Origin of the sequence: Luteibacter sp. UNC138MFCol5.1, from assembly GCF_900110505.1 — a bacterium.
Taxonomy (GTDB): domain Bacteria; phylum Pseudomonadota; class Gammaproteobacteria; order Xanthomonadales; family Rhodanobacteraceae; genus Luteibacter.
On record NZ_FODZ01000002.1, the window covers coordinates 223,355 to 249,755 of the forward strand.

General features: G+C 68.0%; 24 protein-coding genes. 13 read left to right on the top strand and 11 right to left on the bottom strand.

The window, feature by feature from the left end; all coding sequences use genetic code 11:
- Nucleotides 1-85 precede the first annotated feature (85 nt).
- A complete protein-coding gene (asd, locus tag BMY69_RS05340) occupies nt 86-931 on the top strand; it encodes an archaetidylserine decarboxylase (RefSeq protein ID WP_090175852.1) in 846 nt (281 codons plus the stop codon).
- A gap of 136 nt (nt 932-1,067) precedes the next feature.
- Nucleotides 1,068-1,514 carry a hypothetical protein gene (locus tag BMY69_RS05345; RefSeq protein WP_175472740.1) on the top strand — a complete coding sequence of 149 codons (447 nt, stop codon included), beginning with the start codon at nt 1,068-1,070 and terminating at the stop codon, nt 1,512-1,514.
- A 6-nt stretch (nt 1,515-1,520) separates the two neighbouring features.
- Here BMY69_RS05345 and BMY69_RS05350 read toward each other — a convergent pair whose 3' ends face one another.
- Entirely contained in the window at nt 1,521-3,050 is a 1,530-nt protein-coding gene (locus BMY69_RS05350; RefSeq protein ID WP_090175854.1) for a transglycosylase SLT domain-containing protein, read from the bottom strand.
- Nucleotides 3,051-3,186: 136 nt separating this feature from the next.
- On the opposite strand from BMY69_RS05350, the gene BMY69_RS05355 reads away from it, so the two are divergent.
- The 3 genes from BMY69_RS05355 to greB are packed head-to-tail and all read left to right on the top strand — an operon-like array spanning nt 3,187 to nt 6,454.
- On the top strand, nt 3,187-4,695 hold the full coding sequence (locus BMY69_RS05355; protein ID WP_090175855.1) for a helicase HerA-like domain-containing protein: 1,509 nt from the start codon (nt 3,187-3,189) through the stop codon (nt 4,693-4,695).
- A 2-nt stretch (nt 4,696-4,697) separates the two neighbouring features.
- The gene (locus BMY69_RS05360) at nt 4,698-5,960 is read left to right on the top strand and encodes a DUF4013 domain-containing protein (protein WP_090175857.1); all 1,263 of its coding nucleotides are present in this window, start codon (nt 4,698-4,700) and stop codon (nt 5,958-5,960) included.
- Nucleotides 5,957-6,454 carry a transcription elongation factor GreB gene (greB, locus tag BMY69_RS05365; protein ID WP_090052793.1) on the top strand — a complete coding sequence of 166 codons (498 nt, stop codon included), beginning with the start codon at nt 5,957-5,959 and terminating at the stop codon, nt 6,452-6,454. The genes BMY69_RS05360 and greB overlap by 4 nt, the downstream gene beginning before the upstream one ends.
- A gap of 36 nt (nt 6,455-6,490) precedes the next feature.
- Here the strand turns inward: greB and BMY69_RS05370 are convergent, their stop codons facing one another.
- Nucleotides 6,491-10,042: an ATP-binding protein gene (locus BMY69_RS05370; RefSeq protein ID WP_177191082.1), complete on the bottom strand. Its 3,552-nt coding sequence runs from the start codon at nt 10,040-10,042 to the stop codon at nt 6,491-6,493.
- Nucleotides 10,043-10,127: 85 nt separating this feature from the next.
- Here BMY69_RS05370 and BMY69_RS19245 point away from each other — a divergent pair, with 85 nt between their 5' ends.
- Nucleotides 10,128-10,772: a response regulator gene (locus BMY69_RS19245; protein ID WP_090052789.1), complete on the top strand. Its 645-nt coding sequence runs from the start codon at nt 10,128-10,130 to the stop codon at nt 10,770-10,772.
- Nucleotides 10,773-10,869: 97 nt separating this feature from the next.
- Here the strand turns inward: BMY69_RS19245 and BMY69_RS05380 are convergent, their stop codons facing one another.
- Complete coding sequence (locus BMY69_RS05380) at nt 10,870-11,658, bottom strand: DUF3025 domain-containing protein (protein ID WP_090175861.1); 789 nt, start codon at nt 11,656-11,658, stop codon at nt 10,870-10,872.
- A 4-nt stretch (nt 11,659-11,662) separates the two neighbouring features.
- Nucleotides 11,663-12,979, bottom strand: a complete 1,317-nt coding sequence (gene rimO / locus BMY69_RS05385; protein WP_090175863.1) for a 30S ribosomal protein S12 methylthiotransferase RimO — start codon at nt 12,977-12,979, stop codon at nt 11,663-11,665.
- A 135-nt stretch (nt 12,980-13,114) separates the two neighbouring features.
- On the opposite strand from rimO, the gene BMY69_RS19850 reads away from it, so the two are divergent.
- Nucleotides 13,115-13,786: a dienelactone hydrolase family protein gene (locus BMY69_RS19850; protein ID WP_255364470.1), complete on the top strand. Its 672-nt coding sequence runs from the start codon at nt 13,115-13,117 to the stop codon at nt 13,784-13,786.
- Nucleotides 13,783-14,202: an HIT domain-containing protein gene (locus BMY69_RS19855; RefSeq protein WP_255364471.1), complete on the top strand. Its 420-nt coding sequence runs from the start codon at nt 13,783-13,785 to the stop codon at nt 14,200-14,202. The genes BMY69_RS19850 and BMY69_RS19855 overlap by 4 nt, the downstream gene beginning before the upstream one ends.
- Nucleotides 14,203-14,521: 319 nt before the next feature.
- On the opposite strand, the gene BMY69_RS05395 is transcribed toward BMY69_RS19855, so the two are convergent.
- From BMY69_RS05395 to apbC, 3 genes are all read right to left on the bottom strand, one after another.
- On the bottom strand, nt 14,522-15,013 hold the full coding sequence (locus tag BMY69_RS05395) for a hypothetical protein (RefSeq protein WP_090175865.1): 492 nt from the start codon (nt 15,011-15,013) through the stop codon (nt 14,522-14,524).
- Nucleotides 15,014-15,100: 87 nt separating this feature from the next.
- Nucleotides 15,101-15,667: a dCTP deaminase gene (gene dcd, locus BMY69_RS05400; protein WP_090052782.1), complete on the bottom strand. Its 567-nt coding sequence runs from the start codon at nt 15,665-15,667 to the stop codon at nt 15,101-15,103.
- A 66-nt stretch (nt 15,668-15,733) separates the two neighbouring features.
- Nucleotides 15,734-16,819 (bottom strand): iron-sulfur cluster carrier protein ApbC, encoded by a 1,086-nt coding sequence (apbC, locus tag BMY69_RS05405; protein WP_090175867.1) that lies wholly within the window; start codon nt 16,817-16,819, stop codon nt 15,734-15,736.
- A gap of 159 nt (nt 16,820-16,978) precedes the next feature.
- Here apbC and BMY69_RS05410 point away from each other — a divergent pair, with 159 nt between their 5' ends.
- From BMY69_RS05410 to nth, 4 genes are all read left to right on the top strand, one after another.
- Entirely contained in the window at nt 16,979-17,425 is a 447-nt protein-coding gene (locus BMY69_RS05410) for a DUF2147 domain-containing protein (protein WP_090175869.1), read from the top strand.
- 99 nt (nt 17,426-17,524) lie between these two features.
- Nucleotides 17,525-19,624 carry a methionine--tRNA ligase gene (metG, locus tag BMY69_RS05415; RefSeq protein ID WP_090175871.1) on the top strand — a complete coding sequence of 700 codons (2,100 nt, stop codon included), beginning with the start codon at nt 17,525-17,527 and terminating at the stop codon, nt 19,622-19,624.
- A 25-nt stretch (nt 19,625-19,649) separates the two neighbouring features.
- Nucleotides 19,650-20,258, top strand: a complete 609-nt coding sequence (gene rsxB / locus BMY69_RS05420) for an electron transport complex subunit RsxB (protein WP_090175872.1) — start codon at nt 19,650-19,652, stop codon at nt 20,256-20,258.
- Nucleotides 20,259-20,278: 20 nt separating this feature from the next.
- Nucleotides 20,279-20,893, top strand: coding sequence for an endonuclease III (gene nth, locus BMY69_RS05425; RefSeq protein WP_090176916.1), 615 nt, complete (start codon nt 20,279-20,281; stop codon nt 20,891-20,893).
- A gap of 161 nt (nt 20,894-21,054) precedes the next feature.
- Here the strand turns inward: nth and BMY69_RS05430 are convergent, their stop codons facing one another.
- The 4 genes from BMY69_RS05430 to BMY69_RS05445 all read right to left on the bottom strand — a co-directional run bounded on the left by BMY69_RS05430 (nt 21,055) and on the right by BMY69_RS05445 (nt 25,444).
- Entirely contained in the window at nt 21,055-22,572 is a 1,518-nt protein-coding gene (locus BMY69_RS05430; RefSeq protein WP_090175874.1) for a SulP family inorganic anion transporter, read from the bottom strand.
- A gap of 17 nt (nt 22,573-22,589) precedes the next feature.
- Nucleotides 22,590-23,279, bottom strand: a complete 690-nt coding sequence (locus BMY69_RS05435) for a carbonic anhydrase (RefSeq protein WP_090175876.1) — start codon at nt 23,277-23,279, stop codon at nt 22,590-22,592.
- 133 nt (nt 23,280-23,412) lie between these two features.
- A complete protein-coding gene (locus BMY69_RS05440) occupies nt 23,413-23,766 on the bottom strand; it encodes a hypothetical protein (RefSeq protein WP_090175877.1) in 354 nt (117 codons plus the stop codon).
- A gap of 295 nt (nt 23,767-24,061) precedes the next feature.
- Entirely contained in the window at nt 24,062-25,444 is a 1,383-nt protein-coding gene (locus tag BMY69_RS05445; protein WP_090052766.1) for a hypothetical protein, read from the bottom strand.
- A 210-nt stretch (nt 25,445-25,654) separates the two neighbouring features.
- Here BMY69_RS05445 and rnt point away from each other — a divergent pair, with 210 nt between their 5' ends.
- Nucleotides 25,655-26,323 (top strand): ribonuclease T, encoded by a 669-nt coding sequence (rnt, locus tag BMY69_RS05450; protein ID WP_090175879.1) that lies wholly within the window; start codon nt 25,655-25,657, stop codon nt 26,321-26,323.
- Nucleotides 26,324-26,401 lie beyond the last annotated feature (78 nt).

Consider the following 26,401-nt stretch of genomic DNA (forward strand, 5'->3'; position numbering starts at 1 on the left):
CATTAAGCGGGCGTGGAGGAATGGTTATGTCGGGCGATCGGGTGCGAGGGTGGTGGATCGGGCGCGCTCCCCTATACTCCCGCGCATGAAGCCCAACGTCCTGCTGCAGTACATCCTCCCCCACCGCTTCCTTTCCCGCATCGTCTACCAGGCGACGCGCTGGGAATGGGCCCCATGGAAGAACTTCCTCATCGGGGAGATCGTCAAGCGCTACGACGTGGACATGAGCCAGGCCGCGCAGCCGGATCCGTTCGCCTACCAGCACTTCAACGCGTTCTTCACCCGCAAGCTGAAGCCCGATGCGCGGCGCGCGGACCCGGACCCGCAGGCGATCGTTTCACCGGCGGATGGCCGGATCAGCCAATCGGGGCGCATCCGCGACGGCCGCATCTTCCAGGCCAAGGGCCAGGAATACACCGCCGCCGAGCTGCTCGGGGACGAGGCCGCGGCGGCACCCTTCCGCAACGGCAGCTTCGTCACGATTTACCTGTCGCCGCGCGATTACCACCGCGTGCACATGCCGCTGGAAGGCGAGCTCACGGGCACGACGCACGTGCCCGGCCGCATCTTCAGCGTCGCCCCCTTCGCCGTCGAGGCGATCCCGCGCCTGTTCGCACGCAACGAGCGCCTCGTCTGCCACTTCGACGGTGCGCATGGCCCGTTCGTGTCGGTGATGGTCGGCGCCATCCTGGTGTCCAGCGTGGCCACCGTGTGGGACGGGCTGGCGATTCCGCCCTACGCCCATGAGATCCGTCGCAACGACTGCCGGGGCCGCGGCGTCCGCCTCGAACGCTTCGGCGAGATGGCCCGCTTCAACATGGGCTCGACCGTGATCCTGCTCCTGCCGGAGGGCTACGAACTGGACGAACTTCAACCGCAACAACAGGTTGTCGTCGGCCAGCGGCTCGGACGCTGGGCTGGCGAGGCCTGAGGGACTGACCGCCCGCGTCACAATGTGACGAAAACGTCTTACATTTGACGCATGGCCAGCGTATTCTTCGTCGACCATCGCCTCCGGGGAAAGGCGATCGGTCCGATCGAAGCATCCGTACTAGGGGAAGTCGTCCATGCGTCTGGTCAGTCATCTCATCGCCGTCAACCGCGAAATCCGCCTCCGCCGGCAGCTCGCCGACATTGAACGCGTCGTGCTCGCACTGCCCGTGCGCGCCCATGCCGATCTGCAGCAGCTGGTCCGCCGGGAGATGGAGCAGGCCGCCGCCTGCGATTTCCCCCACCTCTACGGCACCCCGCCGGAAGAACGCTACAGCACCTATGGCCATGGCCCCGATATCGGGCTGGGTAAGGCACGCTCCGACAACCCGCTGATCGCCACGCGCGGCGTCGCGCTGTGGATCGCGTCCGTCTATCACGAGACGCTGGATGCGCGTCGTCCGGGCATGGAAGACCTGCACCGGCAGATCCTGCGCCTGATGCGCCAGATCAAGGAGCTCTCGGCGGCGGAACGACGTGACCCCGCCGCCGCGTGGATGAGCCAACCGCAGGCGGTGGCGTAACGCCTCCTAGCGACACACGGGCACGCGCAGTGCCTGCCCCACCTTGAGCTGGTGGCCCTTGAGGCCGTTCATGCGGGCGATGTCCTCGACGTCGGCGCAATTGCTCTTGCGCGCGATGCTGACGAGCGTGTCGCCGCGGCGAACCGTGTAGCTCTTCGACGCGCTCGACGACGGTTTCGCGGCCGGCGACGGCGACCCGTTGGCCAGCGCGGCCGAGGTCGACGCCGGCGGCGGCGGTGCGACGATCTTCACCGCGTTGTGCAGATCGCTGGCGAGGATCGGCCAGGGGCCGTCCGTGCAGCTGGTGGCATACGCCTTTTCGAGTTGCTTGGGCACTTCCAGCCGCGCGCCCACGGGTTGCGTCACCTGCGGGTCGAGCCGCGGATTGAGGTTCCGAAGCGTACGGAACCAGCCCTGGGGCATGCCCTGCGCGGAACCCAGGCACACCGTCAGCTCGCTGAGCGACGCGGGCCGCTTCAGCACGATCTGGCCGGCTTCGCCGTCCACCTTGGGCCAGGTCAGGTGATAGCTGTCCGGATGCAGGAACAGCCAGGCGGCCGCCAGCACCATCGGGACATAGTCGCGCGTCTCGGCCGACATCTGCCCGTAGATCTGCGGATCGTAGAAGCTCGCACCCGGACTGGTCGCCGCGATCCGGCGCATGCGGCCCTCGCCGCCGTTGTACGCGGCGAGCGTGAGTTCGAGGTTGTTGTTGAAGGCGCCGAGCTGTTCGTCGATGTATTCGGCGTTCGCCTGCGCTGCCATCGTGGGATCGAAGCGCTGGTCGAAGCCGTCCGAATTGGACAGACCGAAGCGCAGGCCGGTCGCGTACATGAACTGGAGCGGGCCCGACGCGCCGGAACGCGATACCGCGTGCACCTTGCCGCCGGACTCCTTCGCCATGATGCCGAAGAGCAGCGCCTCGGGCAGGTCGGCCTTCTTGTACGCCGGCCACATCTTGTAGCGCATCATCTGGTAGTTGACGTAGGCGTCCATGAGGTTCGGGCGCAGCTGCGTCAGCCACATCTCGAGCGCGGCCTTGACCGGACCGTTCATCACCATGAGGTCGGAGAACTGCTGGCCCTTGAGCATCGTGACGCTGCGCTGCGCCTGCGGCAGAGCACCCAGCACCACCGAACCCTGCGCGTCGCCGGGCTGCGCACCCACTTCGGCGCCCTGCTCCGTGTCGTCGGAATCCTCGCCCTCGATGAAGCTGCCGTCCTTCAGACGCAGGAGGCGATCGAACACGGCGGCGAAGCGCTGCTGGTCGCAGCCGGGTGTCAGCGCGCAACGGGCCGAGGCATCCTTTAGTTGATCGAGCGCCTGCTTGCGGCTGCGGTCCGCCGCGGGCGTATCGCCCCGGCGGGCCTGGTCGATGGAGGCCTCGTACCCCTTGCTCGCCTGGTTCATCCGGTCGTACAAGGCATTCACCTCCGGCGTGGCCTTTCCGGGCCGGGGCGAACCACCGGAGGAAGCGCAACCCGCGAGGATCGCCAGGGGCAGGAGAAGAAGGGAACGCGGGACGCGGACGGGCATGAACTTACTCGGGGTCGGGCAATGCGGGCCACGTTACCGCCGGGGGCCTGTGGACTCAAGCGGCGCGGCGAAAAAACTCCCGCAACGGCGAGCCGTTGCGTAGACTTGTTCAGCATTTTCTTAAGGACGAAAACTCATGGCGAGCATCCTCGTGGGACGCAACGAAGAGACGGCCGTCGAACTCGATGCCCGCTACGGAAACCGGCACGGCATGATCGCGGGGGCCACCGGCACCGGAAAATCGGTCAGCCTGATGCTGCTGGCCGAAGGCTTCTCGCGGCTCGGCGTGCCGTGTTTCCTCGCCGACGCCAAGGGCGACCTCGCCGGCCTCTCCCAGGCGGCCGGCGCGCCGTCCGACAAACTCGCCGCGCGCCTCGCCCGCCTCGGCCTCGCCGACTGGAAGCCGCAGGCGAATCCGGTGATCTTCTGGGACATCTACGGCAAGTCCGGTCACCCCGTGCGGGCCACGGTGTCCGAGATGGGCCCCACGCTGCTCTCGCGCATCCTCGAGCTCAACGACACCCAGGAGGGCGTCATGGAGGTGATCTTCCGCGTCGCCGACGACGAGGGTCTGCTCCTGCTCGACCTGGCGGACCTTCGCGCCATGCTCGGCTTCGCCGCCGATCACGCGAAGGACATCTCCGCGCGCTACGGCCTGATCAGCCCGCAGAGCGTCGCCGCCATACAGCGCTCGCTGCTGAAGCTGGAGCAGGACGGCGCCGATGCCTTCTTCGGCGAGCCGGCGCTGGAGCTGGCCGACCTGATGCGCCAGGACATGAGCGGCCACGGCGTCATCAGCGTGCTGGCGGCCGACACGTTGATCCTCAAGCCACGACTGTATTCGACCTTCCTGCTCTGGCTGCTCTCGGAACTGTTCGAGCAGCTGCCCGAGGTGGGCGATCTCGACGTGCCGAAGATGGCCTTCTTCTTCGACGAAGCGCACCTGCTGTTCGACGACGCCCCCGCGGCACTGCGCCAGCGCGTGGAACAGGTGGTGCGCCTGATCCGCTCCAAGGGCGTCGGCGTCTACTTCTGCTCGCAGAATCCCGACGACGTGCCCGGTGACATCCTCGGCCAGCTCGGCAACCGCGTGCAGCACGCGCTGCGCGCGTTCACGCCGCGCGACCAGAAGGCGGTGAAGGCCGCAGCCGAAACCTTCGCGCGCAATCCGAATCTCGACGTGACGGAAGCCATCGGTACGCTCGGCACCGGCGAGGCGCTCGCGTCCACGCTGGGCGATGGCGGCGTGCCGTCACCGGTGCAGAAGGTGCTCGTGTCCACGCCGACCTGCCGCATCGGCGCGATCACGCCGGACGAACGCGCGACGGTCCGCGCGAGATCGCCGGTCGGCGGAAAATACGATACGTCGGTCAACCGCGAATCCGCCGAGGAACGCCTCGCCGCCCGCGCGTCGGAAAAGAATGCGGCCGACGCGCCTCCCGTGCCGTCGGGGCGCGGGTCCGCCGCGGGTGCCGACGAGGGCGCGGGCTGGGGCGGCGTGGTGCGCGATGCCGTGTTCGGCACGAAACGTCGGCAAGGCATGATCGAGACGATGGCCAAATCCATGGTGCGGACCGCGGGCTCGCGCGTCGGCCAGCAGATCGTGCGCGGCATCCTCGGCAGCATCTTCGGCGGAAAGCGCTGAGCATGCCGCGACACGAGCTCGCCGACGCGGCCACGCCATTCGCCGAGCGCGTCCGCACCGGCTGGCGTTATCCGATGCGCGGGGCCGCGCCCTACACGATCGGCGCGATCACGCTGTTCGAGGCGATCGCGTTCCTTCCCATCACCGGCCTGAAGCTGCTGGTGATCGCCATCGGGTGGGTCGCGCTGTACACCTACGCGTTCGAATGCCTTCGGCACACGGCAGACGGCTACGCCGATCCGCCGGAGCTCGCCGTGAACGGCGGCGACGGCACCAGCGTCGCGCTGATCCTCATCCAGCTCACCGGCAACGCCATCGCCGTGCTCGCGCCGATCCTGTTCGGCGTCCCCGGCCTCGCCGTGGCGCTGCTGTTCGCGTTCGTGCTGCCGGTGATCACGATGTCGCTCGCCTTCGATGGCGTGGGCGCCGCGCTGAATCCGCTCACCTGGTTCGAGGCCGTGCGCCGCCTCGGCGCCAGCTATGTCATGCTCTTCGCGATGGTGCTGGCGAGCAGCCTGCTGCAGGCCGCCGCGCAGTACGCGATGGCCGATCACGGCCCGACGTTTTTCGGTACGCTGGGCTATTACGCGGTGGCGAATTACCTCACCTTGTACAACTTCCACCTGATGGGCGCGCTGATCCACCACAAGCACGAAACGCTCGGGTACCGGCCCGCCTCGGTCGAGATCGCGGCGCTCATGGAACCCGACGACGATCAGGCGCTGCTGGCGCACGCCAACCTGATCGCGCGCGACGACGTGCCGGCCGCCACCGACATCCTGACCGAACGCCTGCGCGAAGGTCTCGCGCCCGCCGCGATGCACGCGCGCTACCGCGAACTGCTTCGCGCGCAGGACCGCCTGCCCGAACTGCTGGTGCACGGGCAGATCTGGATCGCCGCCCTCGTCGTCGCGCGCGAAACGCGCCGCGCCCTCGGGGTGGTGCAGGATTGCATCGGCATCGATCCGGCCTTCCTGCCCGACGCGACCGTCACCTGCGGGCCACTGGCCGACACGGCGGCGCACGGCGGCATGACGCGACTGGCGCTGCACCTCGCGGAAGGCTACGTGCGCACGTGGCCGCAGGACATCGGCGCGCCGCACTACGGACTGCTCGCCGCGCGCATGCACTGCCATCTCGGGCAGGCCGACGAAGCGAAGGCCATCGCGCGGCGTCTCCAGGCCGAACATCCCGGCCATCCGCTGGGCGTGGATGTCGAAGCGCTGCTCGCGAGCCTGGACGGCGCGCGCACGGTGGCACCATGAGCCGCTGGCGTCCGCCATCGCCCTCCTCCACGGCGATCATCACGCGCGAAGGATTCGAGCGCCTGAAGGCCGAGCTCGATCATCTGTGGCATACGGTGCGGCCCGAGGTGGTCAAGGCCCTCGCGGCGGCGGCGGCGGAGGGTGATCGGTCCGAGAACGCCGAGTACACGTACCGCAAGAAGCAGCTCGGCGAGATCGATCGCCGCGCGCGCTACCTGAGCAAGCGCATTCCCGTGCTGAAGGTGGTCGAGGCCGCCCCGTCGCAGCGCGACGCGGTGTTCTTCGGCGCCACGATGGAGCTGGAGAACGTCGAATCCGGCGAGACGGTGCGCTATCGCATCGTCGGCCCCGACGAGACCGACGCCCGCAAGGGCTGGATCAGCATCGACTCGCCGATGGCCCGCGCGGTACTGAAGAAGCGCATCGACGACGAGTTCGAGGCGGACCTGCCCGGCGGCAGGACGCGGTTCGCCGTGGTCGCCGTCGAGTACTGATCCACATCGACCGGGTGAGAGTGGGCTCCTCCCGCGTCATCGTGCAGCCATCCTCCGCGACAGCCGCTCCAGGCCGTCCGCGAACGTCGCGACGTCGGCCGCGAACGCGTCCACCGCCACGAGATCGACCTCGCCGCCGTCCCGCAGCGCGAGTTCCATTCGCTCGCCGCGTTCGCCGACGTCCGAATGGCCGAACACGTTGATACCGCCGAGGATGTGATGGATCCATCCCGCGACCTCGCCGGCATCGGCGCGATCGAGCACCTCGGGTAATCGCGCCAGCGCCGTGCGCGTCGCTTCCACGCCGGCACCGATCACGCTGACGATGTTCTCGTCGGAGCCGAACGCGCGGCGCAGGCGTTCCATGTCGACGGATGGCACATCGTCGCGCACCGGTGCGAGCCAGCGCGTCAGCGCGAGGTGGAACGCGTCGAGCCGTATGGGCTTGCGCAGGAGGTCGTCCATGCCGGCGGCGAGGCAGACCTCGCGTTGATCGGCGCGCGCATCCGCCGTCATCGCGACGATCGGCAGATGGCGCCCGGTGCCGGCTTCACGCCGGCGCACCTCGCGCGCGAGCTCGTAGCCGTCCATCCGCGGCATGTGGCAATCGACGAGCAGCAGGTCGTATGCCTTTTCGTCCAGGGCTTCCAGCGCGGCGACGCCGTCGTCGACGATGTCGCACTGGAAGCCGCGCATCGCCAGCTGCACGCGCACCAGCTCCTGGTTCACCGGATGGTCCTCGGCGAGCAGGATGCGCGCCGGGTGCGGCGCGTGCACGGGCGGCGTCACGTCCAGTGCCTCGGGCTGGCGCGGCACGCTCGCGGCATCGGCCACGGGAAGCTCCAGTGTCACGGTCACCGACGTGCCCCGCCCCGGCTCGCTTTCGATGGCGATATGACCGCCCATGCGCTCGATCAGGCGCCGCGCGATGCTCAGGCCCAGTCCGGTGCCGCCGAAGCGGCGCGTGGTGGACGATTCGGCCTGGCTGAACGGCGCGAAGACGTGGCGCAGCTTGGCTGCATGGATGCCGATGCCCGTGTCGGCGACCACGATGCGGACGCGCTGGCGCCCGCCATGTCGCTCGTCCACGTGGACACCCACGCGCACCTCGCCCGAGGCGGTGAACTTGATCGCGTTGCCGAGCAGGTTGAGCAGCACCTGGCGCAGGCGGCCGTCGTCGACGATCACGGCCGGCGCGAGCGCCGCGTCGATGTCGCTGCGCAGCGACAGGCCCTTCGCCTCCGCCTGCGCCTCCATGATGGCGATCGCCCCCTCGACGATCGCCCGGGGATCGGCGGGCTGCGGATCGAGCGCGAGGTGACCGGCCTCGATCTTCGAGAAGTCGAGCACGTCGTCGAGGATGTGCAGCAGCGCTTCGGCGGAATGCTCGATGGTGGAGACCATCTTGCGCTGCCGGGCGTCGAGCGGCGTGCGCTCGAGCACGTCGAGCAGACCGATCACGCCGTTCATCGGCGTGCGGATCTCGTGGCTGATCGTCGCGAGGAAGTCGCTCTTCGCGCGTGTCGCCGCTTTGGCTTCGTCGCGCGCATGCGCGACGCCACGCGAGGCGAGTTCCTGCGTCGTCACGTCGACCCAGTAGCCGTTCCAGCGCACGCTGCCGTCGGCGGCGGCCAGCGGCACGGCGTCGGAACTGAGGTAACGCACGCGCCCGCCGACCTGCGCCCGCACGGTCACGTGCAGCGGCGTGAGCTCGCGCGCCGAGCGCTCGAACGCGTCGCGGAGCCGCTCGCGATCGTCGTCGGCGACAGGCGCCAGCATCGTCGCGTCGCCCGCGAGCAGCGTGCCGGGCTCCAGGCCCAGGATGCTCAGCGGATCGCCGCCGACATAGGTCATCGTGTAGGCGCCATCGGTACCGCGCACCGCCTCGTAGACGACGGCTGGCACGTGCGCGGTGACCTCGGCGAGGCGCCGCTCGGTGCGTTCGCGCCGCCGGGTCTCGCGGCGAAGATTGAGATAGGCGTAGCTGATCGCCACGAGCGAAATCAGCAGCACGAGCACGAAGGGAAGGACGCGGCCAGCCACTTCGCGCCAGGTCGGGCCCACGACGTAGTGCGCGGCGAACCACGTGTTGCGGATTTCCTGCTGGCGATGGGTGGAGAGGTTCACCAGCACGCGGTTGATCAGCGGCAGCAGCGGCGCGAGGTCGCGACGGACACCGATCGCGATGGCTTCGGTGTCGCCGGTCGGCGCGGCGACCTTCAGCTGTCCGAGGAAGGCCTCGCGGATGTGGTAATCCACGGAGGCGAGGTTGCCGACGAACGCGTCGCCCTCGCCCGCCGCGAGGCGACGCATGCCTTCGAACTCCGTATCGACGGGCATCACGTGCACACCCGGAACGCGCGCGAGCAGGCGGCGGATGGGCTCGCGCGTGACGTTGCCGAGCACCCGCTTGCCCGACAGATCGTCGCTGCCGGCGATGGTGGGCGCGCCTTCGCGCGTCACGATCATGATCGGGAAATCGAGGTAGGGGACGCTCGGTTCGAGGAACGGCGATGTCGCACTCTGTGGGTTGTTGATGGCCGCGACGAGGTCGACGTCGCCCTTGCGCACGCGCTCGACGGTGCCCGACCAGTTCTCGCTGGGTACCTGCGTCAGCCGCAAGCCCAGCTCGGCGGCGATCTCGCGCACGTAGTCGAGCGCCAGCCCCTCGGCCTCGCCCTGCCCGGAGAGCAGGCTGAAGGGGGCGTAGCTCGGGTCGACGCCGAGGCGCAGCGGCGGCAACGCCTTCAGGTAAGCCTTTTCCTTCTCGCTGAGCGGAATGTCCGTTTCGCGCGGGCGAGGGGCGATCTCGCGTCCGACCCAGCGCGCGCGCAGACGCCCGTGATCGGCGGCCGTCAGTTCACGCAGGGCATGGTCGATCGCGTCGCCGAGCGGCGCGGCGTTCGCGGGCACGGCGAAGGCCAGCGCACTGATCGGCAGCGCCAGCGGCGCGCCGACCCGCAGTTCCTGCTCCAGACCCGCGCGCGAGACGAACTCGCGCGCCGAAAACGGGTTGTCGATGTAGGCCGTGACGTCGCCAGAGCGCACGCGGGCGAGGGCGTCCGCCGTGGAGTGGGTCTCCACCAGCGTCGTTTCCGGCAATTCCCGGCGCAGTGCCGCGAGGTCGAAGTAGCCCGTGTGCACGGCGAGACGCTTGCCGCGCAGATCGCCCGGCCGATGGATGATCGGCGCGTCGGCGCGCTCCACGAGCGATGGCAGGGATTCGAAGTAGGTGGCGCCGATGCGGATGCCCGGCATCCCGGCCTCCAGCGGCGTGACGGAGGTCGCCACGTCGATCTCCCCCCGGGCGAGGCCCGCCAGCAGCTCGGGCCAGGTCGCGTAGACCCGCGTCTGCAGGGTCACGCCCAGCTCTCCCGCGATCTGGCGCAGGTAGTCCGGGCCCAGGCCCTCCAGTTCCCCGTCGCGCAGCTCCTCGAACGGCGGATAGCCCTCGCGGTAGGCCCCGACGGTCAGCACCGGGTGGTGACGAAGCCATTCGACGTCCGCGCGCGGGAGCGGCGTCTCAGGCGCGGCCGCGACGGGCAGCGCGAGGATCGTCAGGATTAACAGCAGGAGGCGTCGGATCACGTCGTGGGCTTCGTAAGGGAAAGCTTCGTGGGCATAATCGGGCGGAGTACGCTGGTCCGCAAACGCAGTAAGGAGAACACGAGGCATGCCATCCAAGGCACTCAGGGTCATTCTGGCCGACGATCATCCGCTGGTTCTCGTCGGCGGCGCGCTGGCGTTGCAGAACGCCAACATCGACGTGGTCGGCAAGGCGAAGGCCGCGGACGAGCTCCTGGCCCTGCTGGCCGATCGCGAGTGCGACGTCGTCATTACGGATTTTCTCATGCCGAGCGACCGTCAGGACGACGGATTCGCCCTGCTCGACACCATCGTGAAGCAGTATCCGAACCTCGCGGTCGTGGTGCTGACGATGATCAACCGCCCGGCCGCCCTGCAGTCGATGCTCAATCGCGGCGTGCTGGGCATCGTCGACAAACGCGCGCCGATGGACGAACTGGCCACCGCGGCACGCGCCGTGGTCGACGGCGAGACGTACCTCAGCGAGACCCTGCTCGACATCCTCAACGAGGCCGACGAGGTCTCCGAGGCCATGCCCGGCGCCGCGCTGTCGCCGCGCGAGACCGAGGTGATCCGCCAGTTCGTCGCCGGCCGCTCGCTGCAGCAGATTGCCGACAGCGAGGGCAAGTCGGTCAAGACCATCAGCCGGCAGAAGCGCGACGCGATGCGCAAGCTCGGCGTCGACCACGACAGCCTGCTGGGCGACTACGTGCGGGATCACGGGCTGGTCTGACGGGCCGGGCCGATCGGCTCCCACCGGCTCGGCCGAAAGCCTTGCCTACCGAAGGGGTGGGAGCCGATCGTATCGGCGATGGGTGCTCGCCTCACCGCTACAGCGGCGCGGGATACACCCGCCCCGCGCGCAGCGGCTGGAAACAGGGCGCCGTGGTGTAGAACGCCTCGTCGCCGGTGTCCGGATGCCAGCCGGGAACGCCCGACACCGGCAGCGGCCGCAGTTCGAGCGGATCGTTGAGAATGGCGCCCGAGCCGATCGCCTCCGCGCATCGTGCCAGCGCATCGCCCTGCCCCATCACCACGAGCGCCTTGCCGACGAGAAGCTTGCCCGGCGTGAGCGCGTGCTCGAGCAGCGCGTGGCCGAACACCTCCACGCGCGCGTCGCCACGCAGCCACGCGTCGCGGAAGGTCCAGAACAACGCATGCCAGTCGTGGGTGTCCCACGCCGCCAGCATCGCCGGATCGCGCAGGCTCACCACCATCCCGGCCTCGTCGAAATGCGTGAGCGCACATTGCGGACGCGACCGCTCGCGCGGACCCATGATCGCGATTTCGGCGACCTGCCGCGCGTTCAGCGCGCGCTTGATCGGCCCGTGCCGCAGCCACACGAACGCATTGAAGAGGTCGTGCCAGTTGCGCGGCCGCGTGGCGATCGCGCCGCGTTTCGCGATGCGCTCCTCGTAATGCAGTCCGTCGGCAAGCAGCGCCTTGTCCTGCGTCACGAAACGGTGGCGCGACTCGCCACTCCAGCAGGCGTTGAGCGCGTGGACATCCGGCCACGCGTCGCCTTCGACGAAGGCCGCGTAGCCGGACCAGTGCGACAGCGGCGGCGACGCGAGGACGCGCCGGTCGAGCGCCTCGCGGGTCGGCGCCACGTAGCGCATGGGATCAGGCCAGGCGGCCGTAAAGATCGTGGGCGTCGGCGTCTTCGACGACCACGTCGACGAACTGGCCGGGCTTCAGCAGCTGACCGTCGTCGATGCGCACGGCGCCGTCGATTTCCGGCGCGTCGGCGCTGGAGCGTCCCCATGCGCCATCCGCGTCGATCTCGTCGACCAGCACCTTGATCGTGCGCCCGACCTTGCGCTGCAGTTTCGCGGCGGAGATCTCCGCCTGCACCGCCATGAACTGCTCGAGGCGATCTTCCTTCAGTTCCTCGTCGATCTGCCCCGGAAGATCGTTCGCCTTCGCACCGTCCACCGGCGAATAGGCGAACGCGCCGACGCGATCGAGCTCGGCTTCACGGAGGAAATCGAGCAGCTCCTGGAACTCCTGGTCCGTCTCGCCGGGGAAGCCGACGATGAAGGTGCTGCGGATCGTGAGGTCCGGCACCTGGCGGCGCCAGTTCTGCACGCGCTCGAGTGTCTTGTCGACGTTGCCCGGGCGCTTCATCAGCTTGAGGATGCGCGGGCTCGCGTGCTGGAACGGAATGTCGAGATACGGCAGGATCTTGCCATCCGCCATGAGCGGCATGATCTCGTCGACGTGCGGATACGGGTAGACGTAGTGCAGGCGCGTCCACGCGCCGAGCTCGGACAGGCCTTCGCAAAGCTCGGTCATGCGCGTGCGATACGCCTTCTCGCGCCACGTGTGCTCGGCATAGCGGACGTCGACGCCGTAGGCGCTGGTGTCCTGCGAGATCACGAGCAGCTCCTTCACGCCCCCGCGAACGAGGCGCTCGGCTTCCATCAGCACCTGGTCGACCGGGCGGCTGACGAGATCGCCGCGCATCGACGGGATGATGCAGAAGCTGCAACGGTGGTTGCAGCCTTCCGAAATCTTCAGATATGCGTAGTGCTTCGGCGTGAGCTTGACGCCCGTGTCGGGCACGAGGTCGAGGAACTTGTTGCGCGTCGGCGGGATCGCCGTGTGCACGGCGCTCATCACGCTCGCGTAATCCTGCGGACCGCTGATCGCCAGCACGTCCGGGTAGCTTTCGCGGATCAGCTCCTGACGCTTGCCGAGGCAGCCGGTGACGATCACCTTGCCGTTCTCGTGCAGCGCCTCGCCGATCGCGTCCAGCGATTCCTGCACCGCCGAATCGATGAAGCCACAGGTGTTGACCACGACGGCGTCGGCCTCGTCATAGCTCGGCACGATCTCGTAGCCCTCGACCTTGAGCTGCGTGAGGATGCGTTCGGAGTCGACGAGCGCCTTCGGACAGCCGAGGCTGACGAAACCGACTTTGGGAGCGGCCTGGGACATTGCCGTGGGTACCGGGGAGGGGAAACCGCGCATTATAGCCGGTCGGGCCGGCCGGGGCCGGCGAAGCGTCCGTAAGACCACCGACAGCCTCGTCCGGTTACCCTTGCCGGACTTTTCCCCACACGGAGTTTCCCCATGGGTCGCACCCTGAATCTCGATACCTCCCGGCCGCACGAAGACATGGACGCGTACCTCGCCGAGCCGGCCGGCACGCCCCGGGGCGGCATCGTGGTGATCCAGGAGATCTTCGGCGTCAACGCGCACATCCGCAGCGTCGCCGACCGCTTCGCCGCCGAGGGCTACGTCGCCATCGCCCCGGCCCTGTTCGACCCGATCGAGAAGGGCGTCGAGACGGGCTACGACCAGGAGGGCATGACCAAGGGCCTGAAATGCGTGGCCGAACTCGGGCTGCGTCGCCCGACGGACGACAGCGTCATCGCCGCGAAGTACCTGGCGGACAACTACAAGGTGAAGGTCGGAACCGTCGGGTACTGCTGGGGCGGCACCGTCGCCATGCTGGCCGCGCTCCGTCACGGCCTGCCCTCGGCGAGCTACTACGGGTCGCGCAACGTGCCGTTCCTGACCGAGCCGGCGAAAGCCGACGTGATCTTCCACTTCGGCGAGCGCGACCATTCGATCCCGCCGGACATGGTGGAAAAGCACCGCGAGCTGAAGCCGGAGATGGACACCTGGGTCTACCCCGCCGACCACGGTTTCAACTGCGACGTGCGCGCCAGCTACGACGAACCGAGCGCGAAGCTGGCCTGGGAACGCACCCTGGCGTTCTTCGCCCGCGAACTCGCGTGAGCGCTCCGTTCGACCTCGATCCGCGACTCGCCGGCGACACCCTCCTCGTCGGCGACCTCGCCTTGTGCCGCGTCCTCTTGATGCACGATGCGCGCTTCGCGTGGCTCGTTCTTGTGCCTCGTCGGGAGGGGCTGGTGGAAATCGCCGACCTGCCGGCCGACGATCGCGCCCGGCTCTGGCGGGAAGTGGACGAAGCGGCGGCGGCGCTTCGTGCGTCAGCCCCGTGCGACAAGCTCAACGTGGGCGCGCTGGGCAACGTCGTCCGGCAGCTGCACGTGCATGTCGTCGCCCGTCGCGAAGGCGATGCGGCGTGGCCGGGGCCGGTCTGGGGCTCGGGGACGGCGGAGGCTTATGCGGATGGTGTGGCGGAGCGGCTCGTGGAAGCTTTGCGCGCTGGATTGGATATCCAGGCCTGAGCCGTGCGCTCGCGGTGGGCCCGCTGCGCGGGATCGCCGATGCGATCGGCTCCCACCCTTCGGTAGGTGGCCTATCGCGAGGGTGCCCGCTGCGCGGGATCGCCGATGCGATCGGCTTCCACCCTTTCGGTAGACGGCTCGCCGCAGGCCTGCTACCGGAGGGTGGGAGCCGATCGTATCGGCGATACGGTGCGGAGCCGGACGTCGCAGGCCGTGAAACGACCGAGCCCCGCCGCGGCACCCTCGCGAGGGCCTGTGGCCTCCCGCGAGAAGATGTCGCGAGCAGGGCTCGCTCCTACAGAAGCGCTTGCGCGCTTTCTTACTGCTGCGTCTGCGGGTCGTAAGCGCCGCTCGAGGCTTCCTTACCCTGCATGCGATCCGGCAGCGCCGCCTTGTGCGGGGTGTCTTCCAGCTGGCGGGCGTTCTCTTCCACCGCGTTCAGGCGCACGAGCTCGCCCTTCTTGTCGTAGTACACGGTGAAGCCGTAATCCAGCTGCATGCGGGCCATGAAGCCGAGGTGGTTGTCGCGGATCTTCGAGTCGTCGCTCGGCAGCACCAGGACCGTTTTCGGCAGCTTGCCCTGGTCCTTCAGGTAGGCGAAGTGGCTGCCCGTGTCGGCGGCGGAAAGCACGGCGCCGTCGACCAGGAACTGGCCGCTCTTGTACGCCTTGATCGTGTAATCGAACTGGCCCTGCGTCGCCACGGCGGGGTCGGACTTCGAGGCGCCACGGTGGCAGCCGGCGAGCACCAGCATGCTGGCGAGGAGGATCGCCGCGGCGGCGCGGGCCATCAGGGTGGGAACTCGGATCATGCGGTGTCTCCGTGGATCGGGTGAGGCGTGGAAAGGGGCGAGTCTACCGCGTGGACGTGTCGCGCGCGGCGGAGACGTGAAGGCCGTTCAGGTGCTCGGCAGCGTGACGCCGCGCTGGCCCTGGTACTTGCCGCCACGGTCGGCGTACGACACTTCGCACTCCTCGTCGGACTCGAGGAAGAGCATCTGCGCCACGCCCTCGTTCGCGTAGATCTTCGCGGGCAGCGGCGTCGTGTTCGAGAACTCGAGCGTGACATGGCCTTCCCATTCCGGCTCGAGCGGCGTCACGTTCACGATGATGCCGCAACGCGCGTAGGTGCTCTTGCCGAGGCAGATCGTCAGCACCTTGCGCGGGATGCGGAAGTACTCGACGGTGCGCGCCAGCGCGAACGAGTTCGGCGGGATGATGCAGACATCGGACTTGATGTCGACGAAGCTGCGTTCGTCGAACGCCTTCGGGTCGACGATCGTCGAGTTGATGTTGGTGAACACCTTGAATTCGTCGGCGCAGCGGACGTCGTAGCCGTAGCTGGACGTGCCGTACGACACGAGCCGGTGGCCGTCGCGCTCCTTGACCTGGCCGGGGGCGAACGGCTCGATCATGCCGTGCTGCTCGGCCATGCGGCGGATCCACTTGTCGGACTTGATGCTCACTTGGGTCTCCCTCGCTGGAGCCGGAAAGGTATAGGAACGTCGGCGAACGTGCCAGCCGGCGTGTGCTTACGTGTTCTGGATGACGATCTTGGGGAACGAAATCGCCTTGTTGCGGGCCTGCAGCGACAATTTCGCCGCCGTGTGCCGGGCGATCGAACGGTAGCGCGCCGCGAGGTCGGACTCCGGCATGGCGACGACGGTCGGGTTGCCCTGGTCGGCCTGCTCGCGGATGCGGATGTCGAGCGGCAGGTCGCCGAGGTACGCGATGCCCGCGTCCGCCGCCATGCGCGCGCCGCCGCCCTGGCCGAAGATGTGCTCCTCGTGCCCGCAGTTCGAGCAGATGTGGGTCGCCATGTTCTCGACCACGCCGAGCACGGGCACCTCCACCTTGCGGAACATGCCCAGCGCCTTGCGGGCGTCGAGCAGCGCGATGTCCTGGGGCGTCGTGACGATGACGGCGCCCGACACCGGGACTTTCTGCGACAGCGTCAGCTGGATGTCGCCCGTGCCGGGCGGCAGATCGATGATCAGGTAGTCGAGGTCGTCCCAGCGCGTGTCGTTGAGCAGCTGCATCAGCGCCTGGGTGACCATGGGGCCGCGCCAGATCATCGGCGTGTCCTCTTCGATGAGGACGCCGATCGACATGGCCTGCAGACCGTGCGCGCGCATCGGCTCGATGCTCTTGCCGTCCGGCGACGCGGGCTTGCCGCTGAGGCCGAGCATGCGCTGCTGGCTCGGGCCATAGATGTCGGCATCGAGGATGCCGACCTTCGCACCTTCGGCGGCCAGCGCCAGCGCGAGGTTCACCGAGAGCGTGGACTTGCCCACGCCGCCCTTGCCCGAGGCGACGGCGACGATGTTCTTGACGCCCGGCTGCGGCGCCAGCTGCCCCTGCACCTTGTGCGCGTGCACGCGCCAGGTCACGGAAACCGCGGCGGCGGCGATGGCCGGATCCGCTTCGAGCGCGGCCCGCGCCTCGGCGGCGGCCTGTTCGACGTAACCGGCGGCCGGGTAGCCGAGCTGGATGTCGACCGACACGCGGTCGCCGTCCACGCCCACGGCGCGCACGGCGGCGCCGAGCGGCTGGCCCGAATGGGGATCGAGGACGCGGTCGAGGATGCCGCGGACGAGGGTTTCGCTGGCCTGGGTCATTGGGAGACGTGAGGAAAATCGAAGATCGCCCATTATGCCACCTCAACCTCCCACCGCCTTGTGGGAAGCGGACGGCGGTCTGGCGCATTGCAGCTTGACGCCCGCCCCGCCGCTCGTCAGGCTCCGGCCGTACCTGACCGTATGGGGAACGCGACGCCTATGAAGCACCTGATCCGTACCACTCTCGCCCTCGCGCTGGCCGCGAGCGCCCTCCCCGCCCTGGCCGACAGCACCACGCCGGTCGGCAAGTGGAAGACCATCGACGACAAGACCCACGAGGTGAAGTCGATCGTCGAGATCACCGAGAACGGCGGGCTGCTGGAGGGCAAGGTGCTCCAGGTGCTCAAGTCGGATCACGGCCCGCATCCGAAGTGCACCGAGTGCTCGGGCGAGCGCAAGGACAAGCCCATCGAAGGCATGACCATCATGTGGGGCCTGAAGAAGGACGGCGACGAATGGTCCGGCGGCCAGATCCTCGATCCGGCCAAGGGCAAGATCTACAAGGTCACGATCAAGCTGGAGGACGGCGGCAAGAAGCTGGACGTCCACGGCTACATCGGCTTCTCGCTCATCGGCCGCAGCCAGGAGTGGGTGCGGGCGGAATAGGCCCCAGCCCCCGCGGGACCGACGCGGGCCGCCCGAACGGCGGCCCGGCGCCGGCCGGCCATGCCATAATCCGCGGTCCATAAGCCGACCGTGCGAATCATGGCCCGCCGCATCCTCGTCACCAACGCCCTTCCCTACGCCAACGGCCCGCTCCACCTGGGCCACATGCTCGGCTACATCCAGGCCGATATCTGGGCGCGCGCGCAGCGAATGCAGGGCAACGAGGTGTGGTATGTCGCCGGCGAGGACGCCCACGGCACGCCGATCATGCTCGCGGCCGAAAAGGTCGGAAAGTCGCCCGAAGACTACATCGCGGGGATCCGCGCCGGTCACGAAGCCGACTTCACCGACTTCCATTTCAGCTACGACCAGTACCACACCACGCACTCGCCCGAGAACCAGGATCTCGCGACGGCGATCTACACGCGACTGCGCGACGCCGGCTACATCGCCCGCCGCGACATCCAGCAGCTGTACGATCCCGAGCGCGACATGTTCCTGCCGGATCGCTACATCAAGGGCACCTGCCCGAACTGCGGCACGCCCGACCAGTACGGCGACAACTGCGAGAACTGCGGCGCCACCTACGCGCCGACCGACCTCGTCAATCCGTACTCGGTGATGTCGGGTGCCACGCCCGTCCTGCGCGATTCGGAGCACTACTTCTTCGAGCTCGGCAAATTCGAGACCCTGCTGCGCGATTGGTTCGCCGGCAGGCTGACGAACGGCAAGCCGGTCGCGAACAGCGGCGTGTCCGCCAAGCTCGCGGAGTGGCTCGACGGTGGACTGCGCGACTGGGACATCTCGCGCGACGCGCCGTATTTCGGGTTCCCGATCCCCGAGGCGCCGGGCAAGTTCTTCTACGTCTGGCTCGACGCGCCCGTCGGCTACCTCGCCTCGTTCAAGGCCCTGTGCGAGCGCACGGGCCTGCGCTTCGACGACTTCCTCGGCACCGACAGCACCGCCGAGATGCACCACTTCGTCGGCAAGGACATCATCAACTTCCACGGCCTGTTCTGGCCGGCGATGCTGCACGGCGCGGGCATGCGCACGCCCACCGCGCTGCACGTCAACGGGTACCTCACCGTCAACGGCGCGAAGATGTCGAAATCGCGCGGCACGTTCATCCAGGCCCGCACGTACCTCGACGCGGGGCTCGATCCGGAAGCGCTGCGCTACTACTTCGCCACCATGCTCGGGCCTCAGCCGGTCGACGTCGACCTCGACCTGAAGTCGTTCGAGGAGCGCGTCAACTCGCACCTCGTGGGCAAGTGGGCGAACATCGCCAGCCGCACCGCGGGTTTCCTGCACACGCACTTCGGCGGCACGCTCGCCAACCGTTTCGATGTCGAGGCGACCGCGCTCTGGAAGGAGCTGCTCGCGCAGTACGACGGCATCGAGGCGGTATACGAAGCGGATGAATTCGCCGAGGTCTCGCGCCGGTTCGTCGCCATGGCCGACGCCGTCAACGGCTACATCGCCGCGAAGGCGCCGTGGGTGATCGCGAAGGACGAGGCCCGCCGCGACGAGCTGCAGCAGGTGTGCACGTTCGCCATCAACGCGTTCCGGCTGCTCTCGGGCCTGCTCAAGCCGATCCTGCCGATCACGGTCGCCGCCGCCGAGGCCTTCCTCGCGGCGCCGATCACCGGCTTCGACGACGCGCGCCGCGAGCTGTTCGGCCACACCGTCAACGCGTTCTCGCCGCTGTTCGGCCGCCTCGATCCGAAGAAGATCGACGCCATGGTCGACGCGTCGAAGGAATCCCTCTCGCCGGCGGAACAGGCCAAAGCCGTCGCCGCGGAAAACAAGCCCTCCAAGAAAGCCAAAGAAGCACCGAAGCCGATGACCGACGCCACGACCGACACCGCCACCATTTCCATCGACGACTTCGCGAAGCTCGACCTGCGCGTCGGCAAGGTGGTCGCCTGCGAGTTCGTCGAAGGCTCCGACAAGCTGCTGCGCTTCGAACTCGACGCCGGTCCGCTCGGCACGCGCCAGATCTTCTCGGGCATCCGCGCCGCCTATGGCGAGCCGGAGAAGCTCGTCGGCCGCAACGTCGTCTTCATCGCCAACCTCGCGCCGCGCAAGATGCGTTTCGGCATCTCGGAAGGCATGGTGCTGTCGGCCGGCGACGGCGGCAGCGACCTGTTCCTGCTCGACGCCGACCAGGGCGCGGCGCCGGGCGCGACCGTCCGCTGATTCCCCTCCCCGGCACGCGCCAGCCATGACGCCAACGCTCGCCGACCGTATCGACGACCTGCTGCCGCAGACGCAGTGCGAGCAATGCGGTTTCCACGGTTGCCGCCCGTATGCGGAGGCGATCGCCGCCGGCGAGGCGGCGATCGACCGCTGCCCGCCCGGCGGCACGCTCGGCATCGCCCGGCTGGCGGCCCTGCTCGACCGTCCGGCGATACCGCTCGATACCTCGCGCGGCATCGAAAAGCCGCGCACGCTCGCACGCGTCGTCGAAGCCGACTGCATCGGCTGCACGAAGTGCATCCAGGCCTGCCCCGTCGACGCGATCGTCGGCGCGTCGAAACAGATGCACACGGTGATGGCCGATCTCTGCACCGGCTGCGAGCTCTGCGTGCCCGCCTGCCCCGTCGACTGCATCGCGCTCGACCCGATGCCGCTGGCGCAGGCCGGCGACAAGGCGCACGCCGACGCCGCGCGCACGCGCTTCCAGCGCCGCGAGCGCCGCCTCGCCCACGATCGCGAACAACGCGAACGCCAGCTGGCCGCCAGCAAGGCCGACGTCGCGGCGCCCACCGCGCGAAACGCCGTACTCGAAGCGCTCGCACGGGCGAAAGCGAAGAAGAAGGATCCGACGTGAAGAAGGCCGACATCGTCGAGATGTTCACGCGCCTGCGCGAACTCGACCCGCATCCGAAAACGGAGCTGGAATACACGACCCCGTTCGAACTGCTGGCGGCCGTGGCGCTATCCGCGCAGGCCACGGACGTCGGCGTGAACAAGGCCACGCGCAAGCTGTTCCCCGTGGCGAACACGCCGCAAAAGATCCTCGATCTCGGCCTCGAGAAGCTCAAGAGCTACATCAGCACGATCGGCCTCTACAACAACAAGGCGAAGAACCTCATCGCCATGAGCCAGATCCTCGTCGACCGCTATGCCGGCGAGGTACCGACGACGCGCGAGGCGCTCGAGGAACTGCCCGGTGTCGGCCGCAAGACGGCCAACGTGGTTCTCAATACCGCGTTCGGCCAGCCGACCATCGCCGTCGACACGCACATCTTCCGCGTCGCGAACCGCACAGGGCTCGCGCCCGGCCCGGACGTTCGCAAGGTCGAGGACAAGCTCGAGAAGGTCATCCCGAAGGAGTTCATCCAGGATGCCCACCACTGGCTGATCCTGCACGGCCGTTACGTGTGCAAGGCGCGCAAGCCGGAATGCCCGACCTGCGCGATCGTCGACCTGTGCGCCTACCGGCACAAGACGAAAGCCTCCTGACCGCGACGAACCGCTGTGGGAGCCGACCTGGCCGGACGAAGCGCTGTGGGAGCGGACCTGGCCGCGACGGCTTTTCGCGATCGGCAGCAGGACCTGTTGCTCATCGCGAAGGGCTGTCGCGGCCAGGTCCGCTCCAACAGATGAGGGAGGACAGGCGGCCGTTATGCCGCCCGTCGCGCGCCTTCCACGCGTCGGCCGAGCTCCTGCCAGTCGACGATCAGTTCGCATCCGCGCTTCGACGCGTTCCGGCCCCACTCGCGGAGCAGTTCCAGCGACGCCTGATCGACGTGGTGCAGTCGATCCATCATCACCGACAGGCGGGTGTTCGGCGGGATCGCCTCCAGCGTACGGGCCATCGTCGGCACCTTCAGGAACGTGGCCGAGCCTTCGAGATGCAGCGTCGCCGTACCCGGCTCGTCGTGGTGCGTGACATCCATCTTCAGTTTCGACGAGAGCAAGGCGAGGCGCAGCAGCGACAGGCCGAAGCCGACGATCACGCCCGTGAGCAGATCGGTGGCGACGATGGCGACGGTCGTGGCGACGTACACCGCGGCCGTGCCCTTGCCGTAAGCCGCGAGATCCTTGATCTGCTTCGGGTTCACCATCTTCACGCCGGTGAACACGAGGATGCCCGCGAGGCACGAGACCGGCGTCATCCGCATCAGCCACGGCAGCAGCATCACGAACGCCAGCAACATGGCGCCGTGATAGATCGTCGCCATGCGCGTGGCCGAGCCGGCCTGCACGTTGGCGGCGCTGCGCACGATCACGCCGGTCATCGGCAGCGCGCCGAGGAAACCGCAGACCAGGTTGCCCACGCCCTGCGCCGTCAGCTCACGGTCGTAGTTCGTGCGCACGCCGTCGTGCATGCGATCCACCGCGGCCGCCGACAGCAGCGTCTCGGCGCTCGCGATGAACGCGAACGTCACGGCGGCGATCAGCAGGGTCGAGTCGAACAGGCCGAAGAGGCTGCCCATCGTCGGCAGCGACACCGCCGAGAACAGGTTGGCCGGCACGTCCACCCGCTTGACGTCGAGCGCGCCGAACTGCGCCGCCGCCGTCATCGCCACGACGGCCAGCAGCGCGCCGGGAACGAAGCGCACCTTCGCCGGACGAAGCTTTTCCCAGAAGAACATGATCGCGATCGTGCCGAGGCCGATCATCAACGCCGCGGGCGCCTGCCCTTCCGCCGCGCCGGTCACCGACTCCCACGCCGCCGCCGGCAGCGCGGCGAAGTTCTCGAGGCCGCGTGCCTTCGGGATGGCGTCGAGCAGCACGTGCGATTGCGACGCGACGATCAGGATGCCGATGCCCGAGAGCATGCCGGCCACCACGGCGGGCGAGGTCATCCGGAACCAGACGCCGACCTTGCACAGGCCGGCGACGAGCTGGATGAGGCCGGCCAGCAGCACGACGGGGCCGAGCGCGGCCACGCCGTGCTCGCGCACGAGTTCGAAGACCAGGACCGCGAGGCCCGCCGCGGGGCCGCTCACCTGCAACGGCGACCCGGCGATGGCGCCCACGACGATGCCGCCGACGATACCGGTGATCAGTCCCGCGCTGGGCGGCATGCCCGACGCGATCGCGATACCCATGCACAGCGGCAGTGCGACAAGAAAAACGACCACCGATCCGAGGAGGTCGCGGCCAAAGAGGCCCTGGGAGAAGTAAGCGCGCATGGCGTGATGTTCCTTGATCAGGCCGCCGTCGCCACCGGCAGCGGCGTGGAGAAGCGCGCGTGCGGGGTGGCATCCGGGTGGTTCGCGTCGTCGGCGAGGAGCGGACGGAAGCGGCCCTCCAGCGGATCGAACGCGGTGATTTCGGTCTTGGCGATGTCGTAGATCCAGCCGTGGATGCGCAGGCTGCCGTTGGCCATCGCGGCGGCGACCGCGGGCAAGGTACGCATGTGCTCCAGCTGGCCGACGACGTTCTCCTCGGTGAGGTAACGCAGGCCTTCCTCGCCCAGGATCGTCGGGCGGTTCTCGGCGACGACGTAGCGGGCGACATCGGCGTGCTTCAGCCACTGCTCGACGGACGGCTTGCCCTTGAGCGCCGCCGGGTTCTGCAGGGCCTTCATCGCGCCGCAGTCCGAATGGCCGCAGATCACAATGTGCTGCACCTTCAGCGCCGTCACGGCGTATTCGATGGCGGCGACGACGCCGCTGACGTGCTGCGCGTACGGCGGGACGATGTTGCCGACGTTACGGTAGACGAACAGGTCGCCCGGCTGGGCGTTGAAGATCATTTCAGGCATCACGCGCGAGTCGGCGCAGGTGATGAACATCGTGTGCGGCGTCTGGCCGGAGGCGAGGCGCGCGAAGGTGTCGCGCTGCTCGTCGGTCATGTGGCGGCGGAAGTGATCGAAACCCTGGATGAGACGTTCCATGGTGTATTCCTCGTTGGGGAAGCGGGATGGTCGGGCGCAGGCGCCCGTGGACTATCGGTCCTCGAGGACCGGCGTCGGGGGATGAGGCGATGCAAGGAAACCGTGCGCGGACGCGCACGGTCGGGCCGCTCGATCAGGCGATCGGAGGGCGAAGCTCGGCGTTGGGCGCGTGCGCGTGCGCGCCGGGAGCGATGCCCGGCGGACGCACGGCGATAAGGTGCGACACGGCGACCGCGTGCTCGGTCGGCACGTCGAAGGTGTCGTCGAGTCCGCCAGTATTGTCTTCGAGGGACGGGACGGCGTCCTGGTCGTCGGGCGCGACGCCATCGTCGGCCGCGGCGAGGAGCACCTCGTGCTGCGTCTCCGCGTTGGCCGGGGACGACGGACACGGCATGGCCTGCACGCCGCCGCACACGACGAACAGCGCGATCAGCACGAGGAACGTGCTGGCGATGCGTCGCAGGAGCGTGGCGGGATGGCGGTCCATGCGGCCGAACCTACGCAGCGCACGTAGCGATTGCAAGTGTGGCGACGCACCAAATTCAGAATCGATGCGTACCTTTCGCCAAAAACGTGATATGGCCACGGTTTTTCGCAGTTCGCGAACACGTTTACGGTGCGCTGCGTTCAGGGTTTGGACGTCCGAACGGCAGTCGCCGGACTGAGACGTTTCGCAATCTGGTCAGTGAACGCACCAGGTTTGCGAAAACGCTCAAAAGAAAACGGCGGGCTTGCGCCCGCCGTCGGTTCGTCCTTGAGTCGAACTCCTTTCCGATACCGGTTCAGAAGCTCAGCATGCCCCAGAAGCCGACTTCGTCGGTCTTGTAGTGGTACGGCGTCGCGAACGGGCCGTCGAGCTTGTTGTGCTTGTAGACGAGGGCGAGCTTGAGGTTCTTCAGCACGTCGTACGAGACGCCGGCGTTGTAGTACTTGTCCTTGAGCTTGCGCTCGACGTTCGTGAGGGTCGTGTACTTGTAGTCGACCTTGTCGTAACGGGCGAACACGGCGAACTGGTCGTAGAACTTCCAGTCGGCGAACAGCGAGTAGCCGTCGGCCTTATCCTTCTTCGTGCCCTGCGCCGTGCCCACGCCATTGCCGCTACCCGGGTACTTCAGGATGTCGTCCCAGTTTTCGGTGTGGAAGTACTCCAGACCGACACCCCAGGTCTTGTCGCGCCAGGCGACGAGGCCGTCGCCACGCGTCGCGGTGCGGGTCGGCGCGCCGTTCTCGACGTCGTTGCCGCGCTTGCCGGTGTAGCCGCCGACAGCCAGGATCAGCTGCTCGATCGGGGAGTAGGCGAAGCGGGCTTCGGTATCGACCGACTTGGAGCGGCTCAGGTTGCGGAAGCCACGGCCGTTGACCACCGAGACCTGGTAGTTGATCGAGTTGTCGCCGGTCGTCGCGCCCAGGGCGTGGACACCCCAGTCGGCCGAGTTGCCGAACGCGCCGACGCCGCCGGCGGTCGCGGTCGAGCCGCTACGACCGCCTTCGAACGAACGGTCGGTGATGGTGTTCTCGACGTAGCGATAGCCGTACACCTTCTCCACGAACGGGATCCAGGGCATGTCGGCCGAACCGAAGCGCACGGTGAAGAGCGGATCGAACTTGCCCTGCACGTAGGCCTTCTTCACGAAGAGGCTGGTCTGCGACAGCGTCGACTGGTAGTTGAAGTCGGTGGTCAGGTTGGCCGACCAGACATCGTCGAAGGTGTGGTCGACGATCAGGTAGAAGCGCTTGACGTCGAAACCGGTGCCGTTGACGGCGCCGTGGCCGTCCACCTGGCGGCCGCGGGCGTTGCCGACCTTCTCGTTGTGGTCGATATTCGACACGTCGAAGAACATCGTGCCGCCGACGTGGGTGTTGTCCACGACCTTGGCGAGCTTGTCGAGACGCTTTGTCAGATCGTCGGTCGGCTTGGCGGCGGCGACCTGGACGTCGTTGATCGTCTTGGCGGTCTCGACCTGCGCGTCGGCCTGCGCTTCCTGCTTGGCTTCCAGTTCGGAAACCTTGGCCTGGAGGGCGGCCAGCTGCGCCTGCAGCTGCTGGAGGGTGGCGGCGTCGACCGTGACCCGGGCCGGCTGCGACTTCGGCGTCGCGGCCAGGGCCGAGAAGCTGGTCAGGCCCAGACCGGCGGCGATGGCCACCGTGAGCAACTTGGAACGCATGGGATGTCTCCGCTTAAGGATGGAATGTGTGTGGAACCCCTGTCCCCCGGTCTGAGTTTTTTCTGTCCGAAAAACCTCAACGGGGCCAACGGCGCGAAGAATGGGCCGCGGCGTTTACGGTTCGATGCCGTTTTTGTGACAGAACGGCGACACGAGCACGTTTCCTTAACGCCCGTGCCCGTAGGGGCGCCGGACTGATATCCTTCGTGGATGGATACGACGAGTAACAGCACCGCTACGACCATGGCCGGGCGGTTCAGGGGATTCCTTCCGGTGGTGGTCGACGTGGAAACCGGCGGCTTCGACGCCGAGCGCGACGCGCTGCTGGAGATCGCCGTCGTCACCATCGCGATGGAACCGTCCGGGCTGCTGGTGCCCCAGCCGGTCGTGGCGGCGAACGTCGAGCCGTTCCCGGGCGCGAACATCGATCCGCGCTCGCTCGAGGTCACCGGCATCGATCCCGACCACCCCTTCCGCGGCGCCCTGCCCGAGCGCCAGGCGCTCGATCACGTGTTCAACGCGGTGCGCGAGGCGGTGCGGGTCGCCGGCTGCCAGCGCGCGGTGCTGGTCGGCCACAACGCCGCCTTCGACCTCGCTTTCCTCAACGCGGCCGTGCGCCGCGTGGCGCACAAGCGCAACCCGTTCCATCCCTTCAGCTGTTTCGACACGGCCACCCTCGGCGGCCTGGCCTATGGGCAGACGGTGCTGAGCAAGGCCGTGCTGGCGGCGGGCATCGACTTCGACACCCGCGAGGCCCATTCGGCGATCTACGACGCCGAGCGCACCGCCGAGCTCTTCTGCGAGATCGTCAATCGCTGGCGTCGGCTGGAGCTCGCCGCCGCCGAAACGGCCGTTCCTCTGGTCGCGCAAGGCGCTTGAGGGATTTCGTAAGTTCCTGAATATGACAGCAAAGCGGCGGCTGTCATACCGCTGCAACATTCGGTACGTCTCATTGCA

Coding starts and splice junctions, on each gene's coding strand:
- BMY69_RS05410 (WP_090175869.1), top strand. CDS start 16,979: ATGAAGCACCTGATCCGTACCACTCTCGCCCTCGCGCTGGCCGCGAGC.
- nth (WP_090176916.1), top strand. CDS start 20,279: ATGTTCACGCGCCTGCGCGAACTCGACCCGCATCCGAAAACGGAGCTG.
- BMY69_RS19245 (WP_090052789.1), top strand. CDS start 10,128: ATGCCATCCAAGGCACTCAGGGTCATTCTGGCCGACGATCATCCGCTG.
- asd (WP_090175852.1), top strand. CDS start 86: ATGAAGCCCAACGTCCTGCTGCAGTACATCCTCCCCCACCGCTTCCTT.
- BMY69_RS05395 (WP_090175865.1), bottom strand. CDS start 15,013: ATGATCCGAGTTCCCACCCTGATGGCCCGCGCCGCCGCGGCGATCCTC.
- BMY69_RS05380 (WP_090175861.1), bottom strand. CDS start 11,658: ATGCGCTACGTGGCGCCGACCCGCGAGGCGCTCGACCGGCGCGTCCTC.
- apbC (WP_090175867.1), bottom strand. CDS start 16,819: ATGACCCAGGCCAGCGAAACCCTCGTCCGCGGCATCCTCGACCGCGTC.
- greB (WP_090052793.1), top strand. CDS start 5,957: ATGAGCCGCTGGCGTCCGCCATCGCCCTCCTCCACGGCGATCATCACG.
- rnt (WP_090175879.1), top strand. CDS start 25,655: ATGGATACGACGAGTAACAGCACCGCTACGACCATGGCCGGGCGGTTC.
- BMY69_RS05350 (WP_090175854.1), bottom strand. CDS start 3,050: ATGCCCGTCCGCGTCCCGCGTTCCCTTCTTCTCCTGCCCCTGGCGATC.
- BMY69_RS05355 (WP_090175855.1), top strand. CDS start 3,187: ATGGCGAGCATCCTCGTGGGACGCAACGAAGAGACGGCCGTCGAACTC.
- BMY69_RS05345 (WP_175472740.1), top strand. CDS start 1,068: ATGCGTCTGGTCAGTCATCTCATCGCCGTCAACCGCGAAATCCGCCTC.
- BMY69_RS19850 (WP_255364470.1), top strand. CDS start 13,115: ATGGGTCGCACCCTGAATCTCGATACCTCCCGGCCGCACGAAGACATG.
- BMY69_RS05440 (WP_090175877.1), bottom strand. CDS start 23,766: ATGGACCGCCATCCCGCCACGCTCCTGCGACGCATCGCCAGCACGTTC.
- metG (WP_090175871.1), top strand. CDS start 17,525: ATGGCCCGCCGCATCCTCGTCACCAACGCCCTTCCCTACGCCAACGGC.
- BMY69_RS05360 (WP_090175857.1), top strand. CDS start 4,698: ATGCCGCGACACGAGCTCGCCGACGCGGCCACGCCATTCGCCGAGCGC.
- BMY69_RS05435 (WP_090175876.1), bottom strand. CDS start 23,279: ATGGAACGTCTCATCCAGGGTTTCGATCACTTCCGCCGCCACATGACC.
- BMY69_RS05445 (WP_090052766.1), bottom strand. CDS start 25,444: ATGCGTTCCAAGTTGCTCACGGTGGCCATCGCCGCCGGTCTGGGCCTG.
- rimO (WP_090175863.1), bottom strand. CDS start 12,979: ATGTCCCAGGCCGCTCCCAAAGTCGGTTTCGTCAGCCTCGGCTGTCCG.
- rsxB (WP_090175872.1), top strand. CDS start 19,650: ATGACGCCAACGCTCGCCGACCGTATCGACGACCTGCTGCCGCAGACG.
- BMY69_RS05430 (WP_090175874.1), bottom strand. CDS start 22,572: ATGCGCGCTTACTTCTCCCAGGGCCTCTTTGGCCGCGACCTCCTCGGA.